General features: G+C 67.9%; 17 protein-coding genes and 3 tRNA genes. 13 read left to right on the top strand and 7 right to left on the bottom strand.

Going from position 1 to position 14516, the window contains the following annotated elements; all coding sequences use genetic code 11:
* Positions 1-53: 53 nt before the first annotated feature.
* Positions 54-383 (bottom strand): helix-turn-helix domain-containing protein, encoded by a 330-nt coding sequence (locus tag D5R93_RS14015; RefSeq protein ID WP_120204349.1) that lies wholly within the window; start codon positions 381-383, stop codon positions 54-56.
* 178 nt (positions 384-561) lie between these two features.
* Between D5R93_RS14015 and D5R93_RS05935 the strand changes: the two genes are divergently transcribed.
* Positions 562-647 (top strand) — tRNA-Leu (locus D5R93_RS05935).
* A gap of 39 nt (positions 648-686) precedes the next feature.
* Here the strand turns inward: D5R93_RS05935 and D5R93_RS05930 are convergent.
* Positions 687-759 (bottom strand) — tRNA-Val (locus tag D5R93_RS05930).
* Between the two features lie 169 nt (positions 760-928).
* On the bottom strand, positions 929-1336 hold the full coding sequence (locus tag D5R93_RS05925; protein WP_119834952.1) for a DUF3052 domain-containing protein: 408 nt from the start codon (positions 1334-1336) through the stop codon (positions 929-931).
* Positions 1337-1787: 451 nt separating this feature from the next.
* Between D5R93_RS05925 and aceE the strand changes: the two genes are divergently transcribed.
* The 6 genes from aceE to D5R93_RS05895 all read left to right on the top strand — a co-directional run bounded on the left by aceE (position 1788) and on the right by D5R93_RS05895 (position 8575).
* Positions 1788-4547, top strand: coding sequence for a pyruvate dehydrogenase (acetyl-transferring), homodimeric type (gene aceE / locus D5R93_RS05920; protein WP_120204347.1), 2760 nt, complete (start codon positions 1788-1790; stop codon positions 4545-4547).
* A 286-nt stretch (positions 4548-4833) separates the two neighbouring features.
* Entirely contained in the window at positions 4834-6081 is a 1248-nt protein-coding gene (locus D5R93_RS05915) for a PucR family transcriptional regulator (RefSeq protein WP_119834950.1), read from the top strand.
* A 152-nt stretch (positions 6082-6233) separates the two neighbouring features.
* Complete coding sequence (locus tag D5R93_RS05910; RefSeq protein ID WP_119834949.1) at positions 6234-6494, top strand: acyl carrier protein; 261 nt, start codon at positions 6234-6236, stop codon at positions 6492-6494.
* 29 nt (positions 6495-6523) lie between these two features.
* Complete coding sequence (locus D5R93_RS05905; RefSeq protein ID WP_119834948.1) at positions 6524-7819, top strand: beta-ketoacyl-[acyl-carrier-protein] synthase family protein; 1296 nt, start codon at positions 6524-6526, stop codon at positions 7817-7819.
* 47 nt (positions 7820-7866) lie between these two features.
* Complete coding sequence (locus tag D5R93_RS05900; protein WP_243106981.1) at positions 7867-8412, top strand: hypothetical protein; 546 nt, start codon at positions 7867-7869, stop codon at positions 8410-8412.
* Positions 8413-8503: 91 nt separating this feature from the next.
* Positions 8504-8575 (top strand) — tRNA-Asn (locus D5R93_RS05895).
* Here the strand turns inward: D5R93_RS05895 and D5R93_RS14975 are convergent.
* Positions 8537-8866, bottom strand: coding sequence for a helix-turn-helix domain-containing protein (locus D5R93_RS14975; RefSeq protein ID WP_423243330.1), 330 nt, complete (start codon positions 8864-8866; stop codon positions 8537-8539). The genes D5R93_RS05895 and D5R93_RS14975 overlap by 39 nt on opposite strands.
* Positions 8867-8988: 122 nt before the next feature.
* Here D5R93_RS14975 and D5R93_RS05885 point away from each other — a divergent pair, with 122 nt between their 5' ends.
* Positions 8989-9300: a helix-turn-helix domain-containing protein gene (locus D5R93_RS05885; protein ID WP_120204342.1), complete on the top strand. Its 312-nt coding sequence runs from the start codon at positions 8989-8991 to the stop codon at positions 9298-9300.
* A gap of 107 nt (positions 9301-9407) precedes the next feature.
* Here D5R93_RS05885 and D5R93_RS05880 read toward each other — a convergent pair whose 3' ends face one another.
* The 3 genes from D5R93_RS05880 to D5R93_RS13205 all read right to left on the bottom strand — a co-directional run bounded on the left by D5R93_RS05880 (position 9408) and on the right by D5R93_RS13205 (position 11282).
* Positions 9408-9881: a hypothetical protein gene (locus D5R93_RS05880; protein ID WP_120204340.1), complete on the bottom strand. Its 474-nt coding sequence runs from the start codon at positions 9879-9881 to the stop codon at positions 9408-9410.
* Positions 9882-10054: 173 nt separating this feature from the next.
* Complete coding sequence (locus tag D5R93_RS05875; RefSeq protein WP_120204338.1) at positions 10055-10423, bottom strand: hypothetical protein; 369 nt, start codon at positions 10421-10423, stop codon at positions 10055-10057.
* A 322-nt stretch (positions 10424-10745) separates the two neighbouring features.
* The gene (locus D5R93_RS13205; RefSeq protein WP_162933858.1) at positions 10746-11282 is read right to left on the bottom strand and encodes a hypothetical protein; all 537 of its coding nucleotides are present in this window, start codon (positions 11280-11282) and stop codon (positions 10746-10748) included.
* Between the two features lie 300 nt (positions 11283-11582).
* Here D5R93_RS13205 and D5R93_RS05870 point away from each other — a divergent pair, with 300 nt between their 5' ends.
* The 5 genes from D5R93_RS05870 to D5R93_RS05850 are packed head-to-tail and all read left to right on the top strand — an operon-like array spanning position 11583 to position 14512.
* Complete coding sequence (locus D5R93_RS05870; RefSeq protein ID WP_162933857.1) at positions 11583-11861, top strand: hypothetical protein; 279 nt, start codon at positions 11583-11585, stop codon at positions 11859-11861.
* Positions 11858-12175, top strand: coding sequence for a hypothetical protein (locus tag D5R93_RS05865; protein ID WP_120204334.1), 318 nt, complete (start codon positions 11858-11860; stop codon positions 12173-12175). Before D5R93_RS05870 ends, D5R93_RS05865 begins: the two co-directional genes overlap by 4 nt.
* 5 nt (positions 12176-12180) lie before the next feature.
* Complete coding sequence (locus D5R93_RS05860) at positions 12181-13791, top strand: ParB/RepB/Spo0J family partition protein (RefSeq protein WP_120204332.1); 1611 nt, start codon at positions 12181-12183, stop codon at positions 13789-13791.
* The gene (locus D5R93_RS05855; RefSeq protein WP_120204330.1) at positions 13788-14093 is read left to right on the top strand and encodes a DUF4406 domain-containing protein; all 306 of its coding nucleotides are present in this window, start codon (positions 13788-13790) and stop codon (positions 14091-14093) included. Before D5R93_RS05860 ends, D5R93_RS05855 begins: the two co-directional genes overlap by 4 nt.
* Complete coding sequence (locus D5R93_RS05850) at positions 14090-14512, top strand: hypothetical protein (protein ID WP_120204327.1); 423 nt, start codon at positions 14090-14092, stop codon at positions 14510-14512. The genes D5R93_RS05855 and D5R93_RS05850 overlap by 4 nt, the downstream gene beginning before the upstream one ends.
* Positions 14513-14516: the final 4 nt, after the last annotated feature.

Below are 14516 nucleotides of genomic sequence, written 5' to 3'. Positions count from 1 at the left end.
TGACCCCGGCCTGAGTTGTCGAGAATTGAAGCTCAACTAGAATGTTGATAACTCTACACCGCGCGATACGACACCGCCACCCCACACAACCGATAGGCTGTCGAGCGATTGACGCCTGTCTGCCGGACGATCTCTTTGACGGGGACACCGGCGCGGTACAGGTCGGCCACCTGCTGGCGCCGCTCCGTCGTGAGGGGTCGAAGCTTCGTCTGCGTGATGTGACTAACTACACGCGGTGAGTGAGGTGCAGCGCCGGGCGTATCACTCTCATCGTGCTGCCGGTCCCTCAGGCTGTTGTCTGGTGCGGTAGCGCGCCGGTGCAGGTTCTCGCCTTGCGGCTCTGCTGCACCTGGCCTACGGGGGTGGCTTCGGCTCGTTGACATCGGCTCCTGGACCACCTGTCCCTTTGGCGCCCGATCGATACGCTATATTGGGTCCGGTACAAGCCTGGCCGCCCTCACCGGCGGCCAGCTTCCGCCGGAAGTCCAGCAGCGCCGTCAGATTGCTAGGGTCGATGCTGAGGAGTTGTACCGGCGCCCCGGACCATCCCAGGGGCGTCCTGCCCCCGTGGTGGAACCGGTAGACACCGCGACCTTAAAAGTCGCTGCCCACCGGGCGTGCGGGTTCGAGTCCCGCCGGGGGCACCATCTGAGCAGGCTCAGCGGCGCCCGGCCGTGGCGACGCGGTGGACCCGGCCGGACTCGAACCGACGACCGACGCGGTGTAAACGCGTTGCTCTACCAGCTGAGCTACAGGTCCTTCAGGACCCGCCCTGCCGCTACTGTCGAGATCTTCCACCGGCGACTGCCGGGCAGCTGTTGCTGCAAGGTGTCGGGAGCGTCCGGGCGAGCACGGGCAATGCTACAGGAGATCCCGCCAGCCCGACCAGTTGCGGCCGCAGTAGCACACCAAAAGTGGGGTGACCTGGTCAGCGTCTGCGGGTTGTGATCCTGGTCCCGCTCCAGCGCTCACCCATAGAGGCTGTTGACGTAGCGTGCAGGCCAGCGGTGGCAGCCGCCTCCTCGACCTCGGACGCAGGCACCGCGCCCCTCGTACGAGCCTTGGGAGTCAGCACCCAGATCAGCCCGGCCCCGTCCTCAAGATTCGCTTTCGCGTCCACGAGGAGGTCGGTCAGGTCGTCGACGTCACCGTCCTCCTGCCTCCACCACACGAGCGCCGCATCAGCGACGTCCTCATAGTCCTCGTCGACCAGCGCCATGCCAGTCTCGGCCTCGACCACCTCGCGCAGTGCCAGGTCGACGTCGTCGTCATAGCCAAACTCCTGCACAACGAGGCCGGAGGGGAAGCCGAAGCCTCCGCCCGCTGTAGTCACCACTTACTGACACCGTCCTTCCCGGATATCTGCACCCCGGGTCGGGCACAGCGGAACAAGCCCACCTCACCGAGGCCATCGACGCAAGCGAACACGCACATCTGCGTCCCTATACACGACCTCTCCCATTTCCCCCTCGTTCTTGTCCGTTCTCGTTGCCATCCCGACCTGACACACCGCGCCACCCGCTACCTGCTCGCGCTACTGACGAACCCGCCCGCCACCCAGCAACCCGCTACTGGTGCGTCACCTCACACACGCGAGGGGACCTTCATCCTCCCTCCACCCACCAGCAGCCCACCGAGAGCGCAGATTGACGTAGATTAGGTGCGTCAACCGCATACCGAGCACAGCGGCGCGCGGTACCGGCCACATGCTGGCACAAAGACGCGGGGGAAGGTGCACTCCTGCACCCGCACCGCCCCGCCGCACCGACGCGAGGAAGAAGGATTACGTGAGCCCCTCCAGCGACTCCACGCCACTTATTGACGGCCTCCTGACCAAGGTCACCGACAACGACCCTGAGGAGACACGTGAGTGGCGCGAGTCCCTCGACGCCCTGATCACGGAGAAAGGGGGTCCACGAGCACGGTTCGTGCTGCTGTCCATGCTGGCAGAGGCACGACAGAAGAACGTCACCGTGCCGACACAGCTGACGACCCCCTACGTGAACACCATCAACGTCGCCGACGAGCCCTACTTCCCCGGGGACGAAGACCTTGAACGCACCTACCGGCGCTGGCTGCGCTGGAACGCGGCAGTCATGGTGACCCGGGCGCAGCGCCCAGGGGTGGGGGTCGGTGGACACATCTCCTCCTACGCCTCCACCGCCACGCTCTACGAGGTCGGCTTCAACCACTTCTTCCGCGGAAAGGACCACCCCGGAGGCGGCGACCACGTCTTCTTCCAGGGCCACGCCTCCCCCGGGAACTACGCCAGAGCCTTCATTGAGGGACGCCTGAGCGAGGCCGATCTTGACGGCTTTCGCCAGGAGGTCTCGCACCCGGCGCACGGCCATGGCCGCGGCCTACCCTCCTACCCACACCCCCGTCGTATGGAGGACTTCTGGGAGTTCCCCACGGTGTCCATGGGCCTGGGCCCCGCAGAGGCCATCTATCAGGCCTGGTTCGACAAGTACCTGTCCGGCTCAGGTATCAAGGACACCTCTGCTCAGCACACCTGGGCCTTCCTCGGTGACGGCGAGATGGACGAGCCGGAGTCCCGCGGCATGCTCCAGCTCGCTGCCTCCCAGCAGCTGGACAACCTGACCTTTGTCATCAACTGCAACCTGCAGCGCCTGGACGGGCCCGTGCGCGGCAACGGGAAGATCATCCAGGAGCTGGAGGCCTTCTTCAGGGGCGCAGGGTGGAACGTCATCAAGGTGATCTGGGGGCGCGGCTGGGACCAGCTGCTCGCCGCCGACAAGGACCACGCCCTGGAGCACCTCATGATGGAGACCCTCGACGGGGACTACCAGACCTTCAAGGCCAATGACGGCGCCTACGTGCGTGAGCACTTCTTCGGTCGCGATCCCCGTACCGCCTCGCTCGTCAAGGACTGGACCGACGACCAGATCTGGGCGCTGCAGCGCGGGGGCAACGACTACCGCAAGATGTACGCAGCGTACAAGGCCGCAACCGAGCACAAGGGCCAGCCCACGGTGATCCTGGCACACACCGTCAAGGGCTACATGCTCGGGAGCCACTTCGCCGGCCGCAACGCCACCCACCAGATGAAGAAGCTGGGTATCAACGACCTCAAGGGACTGCGCGACCGCCTCCACATCCCGCTCACTGACGCTCAGCTGGAGGCTGATCCTTCGTTCCCGCCGTACTACCGTCCTGCGGACGACGATCCTGCGCTGCTCTACATGCTTGAGCGCCGCCGCCAGCTCGGGGGGTTCCTCCCCGAGCGCAGGGATGCAGGCACCGAGCTGGAGCTACCAGGAGACAGGCCCTACGAGATCCTCAAGTCGGGGTCAGGCAGGCAGGAGGTCGCCACCACCATGGCCTTCGTGCGCCTGCTCAAGGAGCTCATCAAGGACAAGGGCATTGGACGCCGTCTGGTTCCCATCGTCCCGGACGAGTCACGCACCTTCGGCCTGGAGTCGTTGTTCCCGACGAAGAAGATCTTTAACACCCAGGGACAGAACTACACCCCGGTCGACGCGGACATGATGCTGTCCTACCGCGAGTCGTCCTCAGGCCAGCTGATGCACACCGGCATCAATGAGGCCGGATCGGCAGCACTGTTCCAGGTTGTCGGCACTAGCTACGCCACTCACGGCCAGCCGATGATCCCGGTCTACATCTTCTACTCCATGTTCGGCTTCCAGCGCACCGGTGACCAGTTCTGGGCGGCAGGCGACCAGCTGGCCCGCGGCTTCATCATCGGTGCCACAGCAGGGCGCACCACGCTGACCGGCGAGGGCACCCAGCACATGGACGGGCACTCGCCCCTGATCTCGGCCACGAACGAGGCGGTCGTCACTTATGACCCGGGGTACGCTTATGAGATCCGTCATATTGTGCGTGACGCTCTGGAGCGCTGGTACGGCCCCGACTCCGGACGCAACCGTGACGTCATGTACTACCTGACGGTCTACAACGAGCCGATCCACCAGCCCGCCGAGCCTGAGGACGTTGACGTCGAGGGCATTATCCGTGGCATCCACCGCCTGGAACCGGCTCCGGAGGGCGAGGGACCCGAAGTCCAGCTGCTCGCCTCCGGAGTGGGGCTGCCCTGGATCGAGGAGGCGCGACGCCTGCTGCTCGAGGACTGGGGAGTCAGGGCGGCAACATGGTCGGTGACCAGCTGGAACGAGCTGCGCCGCGACGCCCTGGCGGCCGACAGGCACAACCTGCTGCACCCAGAGGACCAGCCCCGCACGCCGTTCCTGACATCGCGACTTACTGGTTGCCCAGGCCCGGTCATCGCTACCAGCGATTACGACCACCTGGTGCCTGACCAGGTTCGGGCATGGGTGCCAGGCAACTACTACACCCTGGGCGCTGACGGCTTCGGCTTCTCCGACACACGCTCAGCAGCCCGCAGGTACTACCTCATTGACGCCCAGTCTGTGGTGGTCAAGACTCTACAGGCCCTTGTCGAGCAGGGAGGTCTGGACCGGTCAGTCCTGGGCGAGGCCACGTCTCGCTACGCCCTGCACGACGTCAACGCAGGCTCCTCCGGCAACCAGGGCGGGCAGGCCTGACCGGGCAGGGGGTCCTGGAGGACGTCCCGCCGTGCTCCAGGACCCCGACTGGGTGTCCCGACCAGCGTGCCACCGGTGCAAGCGACCAAGGCTGTCCGCACCCTAGTCGGGTCTGATCCCAGGCGCAGGCACCAAGCTACAGCCTCGTTACATGAGGAAAAATACAGTTAGCTCCCAGAGTTTCTGTTGCTATCCCTGGGAAAGACTGTGGCTTCGTGGCCCATCGCACGCCATGCCCAAGAGATCTTCCCGTGATTCACTGGATTTTGTCGGTACCATCCCAGTCATGGATGAGTTGAGCACTCCGGCAGTGTCTGCGCTGCGCCAGGCGCAGGACACACTTATCGAGCACTCACTGGACCGCATTAGCTCCGCTCACGATTTCTACAGAACCCTGCCTGAGGCTGATCGCGAGCAGATTGCCGCAGTGGCACGGCTGGGCGTCACCATGTTCGTGGACTCCGTCGAGAGCCCGGCGGCACCATCGGCCCCCTCCCAGATCTTCTCTGTGGCGCCAGCGGCGCTGACCGGCGTCATCACGCTGGAGCAGACCCTGGCCCTGGTACGCACCGTCCTGGACGTGGTCGTCGACGAGGCTCCGCAGGCCGTCCCGGAGGAGGACCATGACATGGTCCGTATCTTCGTGCTCTCCTTCGGACGTGATGTCGGATTCGCCGCTGCAGAGGTCTATGCCCGGGCGGCTGAGGCGCGCGGGGCCTGGGACGCCCGCCTGGAGTCGGTAGCGGTGGACTCCATGCTTCATGACGCCCCCGAGGATGCCGCCACCCGTGCCGGGACCGCGGGATGGAACGGCACCGGCCCCGTGGCTGCGGTCGCTGCACGGACCACGCTGGACGCCCTGGGCGTCTCCCGCCTGCGCAATGAGTGCCGCAGCCTCGCTAACGACTGCCTTGTGTCCGTCCGAGGAGACTCAGTCCTCATCGTTCTGGGTGGCAAGCCCGACGACTCAGAACCTCCTGCACCCTCACCCGCCACCACCACAGCCAAGAAGGGCGCCGGAAAGGGGGCAGCCAGGCGTTCGCGCGCCTCCTCCGCAGAGCTGCTCATCGACCAGGCGGCGATGCAGGTGGCCGCAGGTCTAGGTGGCTCAGCGGTGGTCGGCACGGTAGTGCCCGGCATCGGCCACGCTGGCCGGTCCCTGCGGTCTGCGCTGGCTGGGCTTCGGTCCCTGCCGGGCTGGAGGGAGGCACCCAACCCGGTCCATGCTGACGACCTCCTCCCTGAGCGGATCCTGGCTGGGGACGAGTTCGCTGCTGAGCAGATCCTCAGTCTCGTCCATGCTCCGCTACACGAGATGGGCGACCCTTTTGAGAGCACTGTCGCCACCTACCTGGCACTGGGACGGAGCCTGGAGGCTACCGCACGCAGCCTCTTCGTCCATGCCAACACGGTGCGCTACCGGCTAGGAAGGGTCAGTGAGCAGGTGGGGTGGGACGCCACCGACGCCAGAGACGGCCTGATGCTGCACATGGCCATCATAGTCGGCCGCCTCAGGGAGAACCGGGAGATCTGACGACAGCACCGCGGGCCACGACAGCACGGCACGACCGCGACAGCATTGCGGGAGCCACGGCACTACACTGCCCCTGCACCCACGCTATACCGTCTCGGTGCGTGCACGGAACCTCCTCCGTGCACGGGCCGCCGCACCTGAAGGAGTCTTTGGTGACAGACGACAGCCGCACCGCCAGCAGCGATGACGTCCTCGCTGCTGTCATTGAGATCGTCAGCGAGGAGACGGGTCTGGACGCCTCCCAGATCACCGGGGAGAGCCGGTTTGACGACCTTGACATCGACTCCCTGGGGCTGCTGACCGTCGCGACGCAAGCCGAGGAGCATTTTGGAGTCAGCATTGAGGACTCCGTCATCCCGACACTACCCACCGTCGGTGCCCTGGCGGACCTCGTGGTCCGCCAGCGGAACTGACCAGGCTGGCGGCAGGAGCGCCCAGGCCCATGCCTCCTGGACCATCGCGGCCTGACGGACCCGGGGAGGTCGTCGTCACCGGCCTGGGTGCTGTGAGCTCCCTAGGTGGCGACGTGCCGTCCACCTGGCGAGCTCTTCGGGCCTCGTGCTGCGGCGTGCGCATCCTGGAGGACGAGTGGGTAGACGAGTTCAGACTGCCGGTCCGCATTGGCGCTCCGCTTGCAACAGACGTCACTGCCCTACTTACGGTCAAGGAACGACGTCGGCTGGACCGAGCCTCCCAGTGCGCCCTCCTGGCTGCGCGCGAGGCCTGGGTGCAGGCCCGCAGCCCCCGCGTCGAGGCTGAGCGCCTGGCGGTGTCACTCGCTCCGGGCATGGGGCCTGTGCTCTCAGTCATGGGCACCTGGGACACACTTCGCTCCAGAGGACCTCGCCGGGTCGCTCCTACCGCCGTGCCCGCACTCATGCCCAACGCACCTGCTGCAACCGTCGGTATCGAGCTAGGTGCGGCCGCGGGCATCCACTCCCCCGTATCCGCGTGCGCCTCCGGGGCGGAGGCCATCGCATACGGAGCCGACCTTATCCGCCTGGGACGTGCAGACGTCGTCGTCGCCGGCGGCACTGACGCGGCTCTGCACCCTATGACAGTGGCAGCCTTTGCGGCCATGAGGGCGCTGTCAACCCGCAACGAGGAGCCGCTGACCGCGTCCAGACCCTTCGCCCCCGACCGGGACGGCTTTGTCCTCAGCGAGGGGGCGGGAGTGCTTGTCCTGGAGTCGGGCGAGCATGCTCGTGGCCGAGGAGCTCATGTGCTGGCCATCATGTCCGGCACGGGCGTGACCGCAGACGCCTTCGACGTCGCACGCCCTGAGCCCAGCGGCACCCAGCAGGAGCGGGCGCTGCGCCGCGCCTTGGAGGATGCAGGACTGGGACCCGACCAGGTAGGCCACGTCAACGCTCACGCAACCTCCACTCCTGCGGGGGACGCAGTCGAGGCAGGGGTCCTGTCGCGAACGGTACCGCAGGCGGCCGTCAGCGCCACCAAGTCAGCCACCGGCCACCCGTTAGGGGGTGCTGGTGGCCTGGAGGCCGTGCTGACCATCATGGCCCTGATCACCCAGTGGGCACCCCCAACCCTGCTGCCTGCGGGCATGGATCCACAAATCGCAACGACCGGCCTGGACGTCGTCGGCCCTGGCGGACGTCCCCTACGAGGGGTCGATGCTGCCGTCAGCACTTCCTTCGGGTTCGGGGGGCACAACGTCGCCCTGGTCTTCTCCCGGGGCCCCGCTGCGACGGGTGGGGACCGCACCCCGCCTCCATGACCCCCGGCACCCAGGGCTGCGACAGGGCCAACCGGTAGTCTGCTCCTATGCGACTTCGACGGAGTCCTCGCCGCACCAGGATGCCGACTGTCCTTGCCACACAGGTTGACGAGCGCCGCCTGGCGGAGGCCCCTGTGTCGCAGGATGGCTCCTGCTGGGCTGTGGCGACTGCCTACCACCTTGTCATCGTGTCCCTGGACAGCCAGCCTCACCACCTCCCGTGGGACCAGGTCGAGCACGGCTCCTGGAACGCTGAGGAGCGAGTGTTTCGCCTGCGCCGAACCGGGGGACAGGAGGAGGTGGTGCTACAGGTCCCAGGCGGACTGCGCCAGGAGGGCCGCTACGTACCGGTCGACGTGACGGCCTTCGCGCGAGCACTGCGCCAACGCGTCGAGGCTGCCCTTGTGCACAGCGCCGTCACCACCCTGCCCAGTGGGCAGGTGGCCTCCGCAAGCGTGCGACGTGACCCTAACGGAATCCTGTACTCGGTGACCAGCCCCCCGCACCACCAGGTGGCAGGCACCGAGGACGAGGAAGCCTTGCGGGAGCTGGAGCGACAGACGCGAAGTACTGTGGGACTGCCCATACGCTAGGCGCCACAGTTCAGCCTGTGGCCTTTCTCCTCCTCCCGGACTCGACGACGCGGGCGGGACGCTGCTAGAGTTCCACCCGCATGAGACGCATTCCCGCGTAGCTCAATGGCAGAGCATCCGACTGTTAATCGGACGGTTGCTGGTTCGAGTCCAGCCGCGGGAGCCCGCCACCAGCCCCGGCCCCACCGGCCGGGGCTCCGTCGTCCCCGGGACCGGGAGTCGGCTCCTCCCCTGTCTCCAGCCACTGCACCGGCACGCCGGTTGCCAGGCCCCACGCGTTGAGGACGATCTTGCGCGGCCTGGCGATACGTCCCGCCTCATAAGAACTGACTGACGTCCGGCTGACGCCGATGCGCTCGGCCAGCTCGGTCTGGTCGAGCCCGGAGACCTCCCGCGCCTTGCGCAGGCGGTCGTAGATCGTGAAGTGCGGGATCGTGCCGACACTTGGTTGCATGCTCATACGACAAGAGTACGTCCTGCGTCAAGAGAGGGCAAGTGACTGACTCATATCGTCGTGATCAACTCGCAACACGACGAAACTTGTCATACGCGAAGTTGTAGGGCAATACTTGTCGCATGCAAAGACAAACACACCTGATCACCGCGTCAGAGGCAGCGTACCGCCTCAATGTCGGCGTCAGGACAGCGATCCGCTGGATCGAGGAGGGTCGCATGTCGGCCGTAGAGAAACTGCCCACCAAGCGAGGTGCCTGGCTCATCGACGAGCAGGAGGTGGAGCGTGTCGCGAAGGCCCGCCGCGACGAGATCCTCGCCAGGCTCCCCCGCGTTACCTCCGCCCCCTCCCCCGACTCCTCCGACCACACCACTTCTACCCCTTCTTCTGACGGCTCTGCCGCGCTCGCGGGCTCCCCTGAGGGGGTGGCGTGAGTATGGGGACGTGTCACGCGGCGGCTGATGCTGGTACGGTCGGCGGTGAGGCTATGGGCGGCTTCCTGCGGCAGGCGGTGCAGCGGGCGCGCGAGGAGCTGGTGGGGTCAGGAGCCGAAGACGCTCAGGCCTGCGGCAGCCCCGCCAGCGGCACCGAAGGCGCCTGCTGCGGCCTTGGCGCCGGTTGTGCCGATGTCAAGCAGTGCCGACTTCACGCCCGCCTTGGGTGCCATGTCGCTCTTCATGCGCTCGACCTCGCTGCGGAGGGTGCTGAGTTCCGTGCGGACTTCGTTATCCGCGCCTGCGGTGTCGAGGTTCGCTGCCAGGCCGTCAACGACCCCTCCCAGGTGCTCGACGGTGGTGCTGAGCCTGCTGAGTACGTCCTGGACCTGGGTCGTGTCTTCAAGGAGGTCGTGGATCAGTACGGCCTGGGCTCGCAGGGCGACGCCTTGCTGGCCGATGAGGCTGATGGTGAATCCGGTGGCGTCACCGTTCTGGACGGCCTGCGCCAGGGACTCGCCCCATTCGGTCATCTCTCGTTGAAGCTGGTCAGCGCTGTCCCGGTTGACGGTGTCGGTCATGGTGGTTCCTCCCTGGTGGGTGGCGACGGCGGCGGGGAGGGTCCCGCGTCGTCGCGGGCTGGTGGTTGCCCTGAGCCTACCGGGCCGGTCTCCTCCTTCTCTGGTGAGGGGGTGGCGTGATGCCGTGGGTGCACGTTGACGACGAGCTGGCCTCGGCTGCTGGCCCTGGCGCCTCAGACGTCGGGCTGGTCGATGATGTTGTCGTCCGCGTCGAGGGTGACGCCTCCGTGCCGCTCGACCTGGTCCCGGACGACGGCGGCCACGGCGGTGAGGGTGTCACCGTCATAGTGCGCTCCGGCCGAGTACGAGGCCGTGAGCCTGGTGCCGGGCGGCATGATGACGGTGGCCCAGGAGCGTCCGCTGACGGGGTCGGCGGCCCCGGAGAGGTAGACGGTCTCCTGCATGGACAGGCTGTAGCGGAAGACGGCGTCGATGGCGGCGCACAGGGCTACGTTGTCGGTGGCCCAGTAGTGCTCACGGTCGTGGCTGCGCACGATCAGTCGTGCCGCCTTGTCGTCGAGGTGCCGGGTGCTCCTCGGCATGGAGACTCCTCCTCGGTAGGGGGTGACGGCGCCGCAGCCCATGGTGCGGTGCCGGTGGTTGGTGGTTCTTCCGACCCTACCGAGGAGGCCCCTTCCTCTCCTGCTGACGGTGGGGAGGCGGCGTGATGAGGTGGGTTCCTCTGGTGATACAGGTGGTCAGCCTGGTCTTGGCTTGCCTGTTCGTCTGCCTGACGTGGTGGGAGAAGCAGAAGACGGCGCGCGCCTGGGCTGAGGTTGCAGCCGCGTGGGACAGGGTCTACGAAAAGGTAGATGCTGCGCGGGCTGAGGCTAGGGTCAGGCGGGCAGAGGAGGAGGCTGAGACTCAGGACTTGGGCGGTCGCCCGGACAGTGGGACGGTCACCGGTGACTTCTTGCCAGCGACCCGCAGGGACAGCGTCCCGGGGAACGGTAGTCCCCACGCCTCTGTGACGTCTCCCGAGACGGACTCTCCGGCTGCGAGTGTAACCGGAACATCGAATGGTTCGCGCAGGAACGCGTCGGGATCTGTGAAGGCCTCCACCTCAACGGGTGAGTCGGAGGTGTTGCGCAGCCAGAAGCTGTTGCGTGAGGACCATTCGATAACGAGTGGTGGCGGGGTGAGCGCTGCGGCGATCTTCTCGGAGGCTGCGGCTGACCGTGCCGCAGCACCGGCGTGCTCCTCCGCGACCTCTACGGCCTGCGCTGCCTGCTCGGCGGACGCCCGGCCCTGTGAGACCTGCGCCTCCAGCGCGGCCGCTGACCGCTCGGCTATGCGCTGCGCCTCGGCCTCGCTCTTCCGGGACCCCCACCAGCCGATGAGTGAGCCGACCGCGCAGGCGGCGGCGATGACGACGCTGATCCAGGACGGGATGTCTCCCATGGGTTCCTCCTCGGCAGGGAGCGACGGCGCCGTGGGCGGGGACCCCGGGCCGTCGGTGGTTGGTGGTTGCCACGAGCCTACCGGGACAAAGATGCCTGGAGGGGGCCTGTGATGAGGGTCGTGCGGGCGCCCGGTGGCGGGCGTGGAAGTGCCCCGCCGCTGACGAAGGAAGGACAGCGACGGGGCTGGTGCCAGGAGCCGGAACCCAAGAAGTGCCCCTGGCGAGGAACCCAAGGAGGAGACGCCCCCGTGCACAAGGAGCAGGCGTCCCCGCAAAGGATAGGTAGAGAGAGGATATCAATGGTTGAGACGAGTGTCCCGCCGTGCGTGCGGGCGAGCCGCCCGGCGCCTGGTGCCCGGGTGTGGGGGTACGCCCTGCTGGGGGTGGCGCTGGTGCTGGCCCTGGTCAACGTCGCTGTCGGGGCGAGTGCTGGCACGGCTGTCAGCGGGGCGGGCCTGGCCGCTGTGGTGGCCGGGTTGATGGGTGCCCTGCTGGTCGAGGTGCCCCCGACCACCGGCCGTGGCCACGGCGATGCCGCAGGGACCGGCGCTGGTGCTGGTGAGGGGGTGGAGTCGTGACCACCACGATCATGGTCCAGCCCCGTGCCTTCGGTGACGGGACTCTGCCTTACCCGTGGTTCATCAACGCCAGCTCGTTCCTGGTTGGCAGGCAGGACTGGTGGCGGGGGAAGCCTTACAGGTTGGTGGGGTTCACCGTCCCGGACCAGCCCTACGAGGTCCTTCTGCGCCCTGAGGAGTGGGCTGACGACGTCGGCCAGGCGGTGGGGATGGTCCCGGTGTTCGAGCACAGGGACGCTGACGGCAGCGGGTACGTCACCTGGGGCCAGATGGTCATCGACCGTGTGTCCGTGGAGGGCGGTGGTGCCGCGTGAGCCCGATGACTCTGGAGCGGGCGCGCGCCCTCGCGGATGACGGGCGTGCGGTCCTGGTCGAGGCCGGTGGCGACACCAGCGGCCTGCGCGTGGGTGACCACGTGTGGGCTGTCCCCGACGCCCTGGACCCTGGTCACAACGTGCGCACCCGGCTGCCCAGGGAGCAGCGTGACCGTCTGGTGGCCTCGGTGAGGGAGGACGGTGTCCAGCACGCGATCCTGGCCTATCCCACGCTGACCGGCCTGGTGGTCCTTGATGGGCACCGTCGTCTGGACGCTGCCCGCAGGGCGGGTCTGGAGGTCGTGCCGGTGCACGTGGTTGACGAGACCGCCGGGGTGGAGGCGGTGGAGCGTACCCGCCGCCAGCTGGTCCTTAACGAGACTGCCCGTAACCTCACCACGGGTGACCGGGTGCGTGCCCTGGCCCTGTTCTCCCGCTCCGGCATGCCCCAGCGGAGGCTGCGCAGGATCGCTGACCGTGAGGAGGTCGCCGCTGCGGTGGCCCTCGACGGGTCGGGCACTGACGTGGACGCCCTGGCTCAGGCCCTGCCCTCCCTGACACTGACGGACCTCGCCGCCGTGGCTGGGCTGGCCGCCGACGAGGACTGTGACCTGTCCGAGGAGGACATGGTCGCAGAGCTCACCAGGGACCCCTCCGCCCGTGAGCAGCTGATCGCCCTGTGGCGGGAGCAGACCCGGCGCACCCGGGAGACACGCCTGCGCCGGGAGGAGCTGGAGGCGTGCGGTGTGAGGGTCTTGACCCGTTCTGAGCACCTGGCCGCCTTGGACTCCATGTCCGAGGCCCGCCTCCTGTCCGTCCTGGCTGACGGGACCACGGGTCAGCCCCTCGACGAGGCTGGCCACGGGTCCTGCCCCGGTCATGCCGTGGGTATCGGGTGGTCCTTCGATCAGGACGGTGTCGTCACCTACGCCTACTGCATAGACCCTGACGTGTGCGGGCATCTTCCGGTGCGCTCAGCGGTCGCGGCCCGCCTTCGTGGGGAGGAGGTCCCGGACGACACCCCCCGCTGGACCCCAGCCGTCACCACCACGGACGACGACGGCGACGACCAGTCCAGGACGCCCCCTGTCAGCACCACCAGCACCTCCGCAGCCACCGAGGGTGACACGGAGGAGGTCGAGGAGGCCCGGGACGTCGTCTCGCCCCCCGCCGACCTGCACCGCCGCCGCTCGGAGGCGGCCGCTGCGGAGCGCCTGCGCCGGGAGTTCGTGATCAGGATGCTGCGCACCGGCATGGTCGCCACGACCGGCCTGGTGGACTGGGCGGTAGGGCACCTGTCATGCACCTGCGTCTCCGTGAGGTCCCTGTGCGAGACGGCCGAGCGCCTCTTTGGTGCCGACCTTGTCAGGGGGCTCGCCGGGACGCGCGGTGGCCCCCGCCGCTCGGCGTCCGCGTCACGGTGGGTGGTCGCGCTGGCGTCGGCCTGCGTGGAGGGCTGCATGACGGGCGACTACTGGACGGTCGAGCGCGCGTTCGGGCCGGACGCGTCCGCCCGTTCCGGCTACCTGCGTGCCCTGGTGGGGGCGGGGTACGAGCTGTCCGAGGTAGAGCGCCTGGCAGCGGCTGACCCGCAGGACGGGGGTGAGCAGGCGTGAGGCTCTACGTCGCCGGGCCGGTCACCGGTGTGGAGGACGACCAGGCTGCGTTCGCCAGCGCGGCTGCGCGTCTGCGCGCCGCTGGTTATGACGTGTGCGACCCGGCTGGTCTCGCCCGCCCGGACGGGAGGGCGCAGGACTCGGAGTGGGTGGCCTGGATGCGCACCACCACGCGGATGCTGACTATCTGTGACGGGGTTGCCCTGCTGCCCGGGTGGGAGAGGTCGCGCGGCGCGGTGGTCGAGGCGGACTGGGCCAGGGCCGTCGGCCTGCCCGTGCGTGGGCTGGAGGAGTGGCTGTGACCCCGCGCTGGCAGCGCCCCAGGGCGGTGGAGGGTGAGGAGCGGCCCTGCACGCACGTGAGGGTCCGTCACGACCACGGCACGTACGCGCGCGCCCAGCAGGACGGGTGCCGGTGCCGGGCGTGCACTGCGGTGTACCGGCGTCGTCGTAAGGAGTACGCGGTGGGCGCCTCCCCGCTGGTGCCCCGCATGGTGCCTGCGGCCCGGGTGGCTGAGCACCTGGCCGACCTGCGGGCGGCGGGCCTGTCCACCCGTGACGTCGCCGAGCGTACGGGGAAGGGCTACGAGTCGGTCCGACGCTACGCGGCCCGCCGTGAGGGGCAGGTCAGGTTCGAGTCGGTCCAGGAGGTACTGGCCGTCCCCGTGCCGGGAAAAGGCACGGGAGATGTCACGGGACCCGGCCCGGGAGGTGGGCCGTGAGAAC

This window comes from Actinomyces lilanjuaniae (assembly GCF_003606385.1).
Classification (GTDB): domain Bacteria; phylum Actinomycetota; class Actinomycetes; order Actinomycetales; family Actinomycetaceae; genus Actinomyces; species Actinomyces lilanjuaniae.
This window is presented reverse-complemented; position numbering and strand designations above follow the sequence as displayed.

Coding starts and splice junctions, on each gene's coding strand:
- D5R93_RS14015 (WP_120204349.1), bottom strand. CDS start 383: ATGTCAACGAGCCGAAGCCACCCCCGTAGGCCAGGTGCAGCAGAGCCG.
- D5R93_RS05915 (WP_119834950.1), top strand. CDS start 4,834: ATGGATGAGTTGAGCACTCCGGCAGTGTCTGCGCTGCGCCAGGCGCAG.
- D5R93_RS05905 (WP_119834948.1), top strand. CDS start 6,524: ATGCCTCCTGGACCATCGCGGCCTGACGGACCCGGGGAGGTCGTCGTC.
- D5R93_RS05900 (WP_243106981.1), top strand. CDS start 7,867: ATGCGACTTCGACGGAGTCCTCGCCGCACCAGGATGCCGACTGTCCTT.
- D5R93_RS14975 (WP_423243330.1), bottom strand. CDS start 8,866: ATGCAACCAAGTGTCGGCACGATCCCGCACTTCACGATCTACGACCGC.
- D5R93_RS05885 (WP_120204342.1), top strand. CDS start 8,989: ATGCAAAGACAAACACACCTGATCACCGCGTCAGAGGCAGCGTACCGC.
- D5R93_RS05880 (WP_120204340.1), bottom strand. CDS start 9,881: ATGACCGACACCGTCAACCGGGACAGCGCTGACCAGCTTCAACGAGAG.
- D5R93_RS05875 (WP_120204338.1), bottom strand. CDS start 10,423: ATGCCGAGGAGCACCCGGCACCTCGACGACAAGGCGGCACGACTGATC.
- D5R93_RS13205 (WP_162933858.1), bottom strand. CDS start 11,282: ATGGGAGACATCCCGTCCTGGATCAGCGTCGTCATCGCCGCCGCCTGC.
- D5R93_RS05870 (WP_162933857.1), top strand. CDS start 11,583: ATGGTTGAGACGAGTGTCCCGCCGTGCGTGCGGGCGAGCCGCCCGGCG.
- D5R93_RS05860 (WP_120204332.1), top strand. CDS start 12,181: ATGACTCTGGAGCGGGCGCGCGCCCTCGCGGATGACGGGCGTGCGGTC.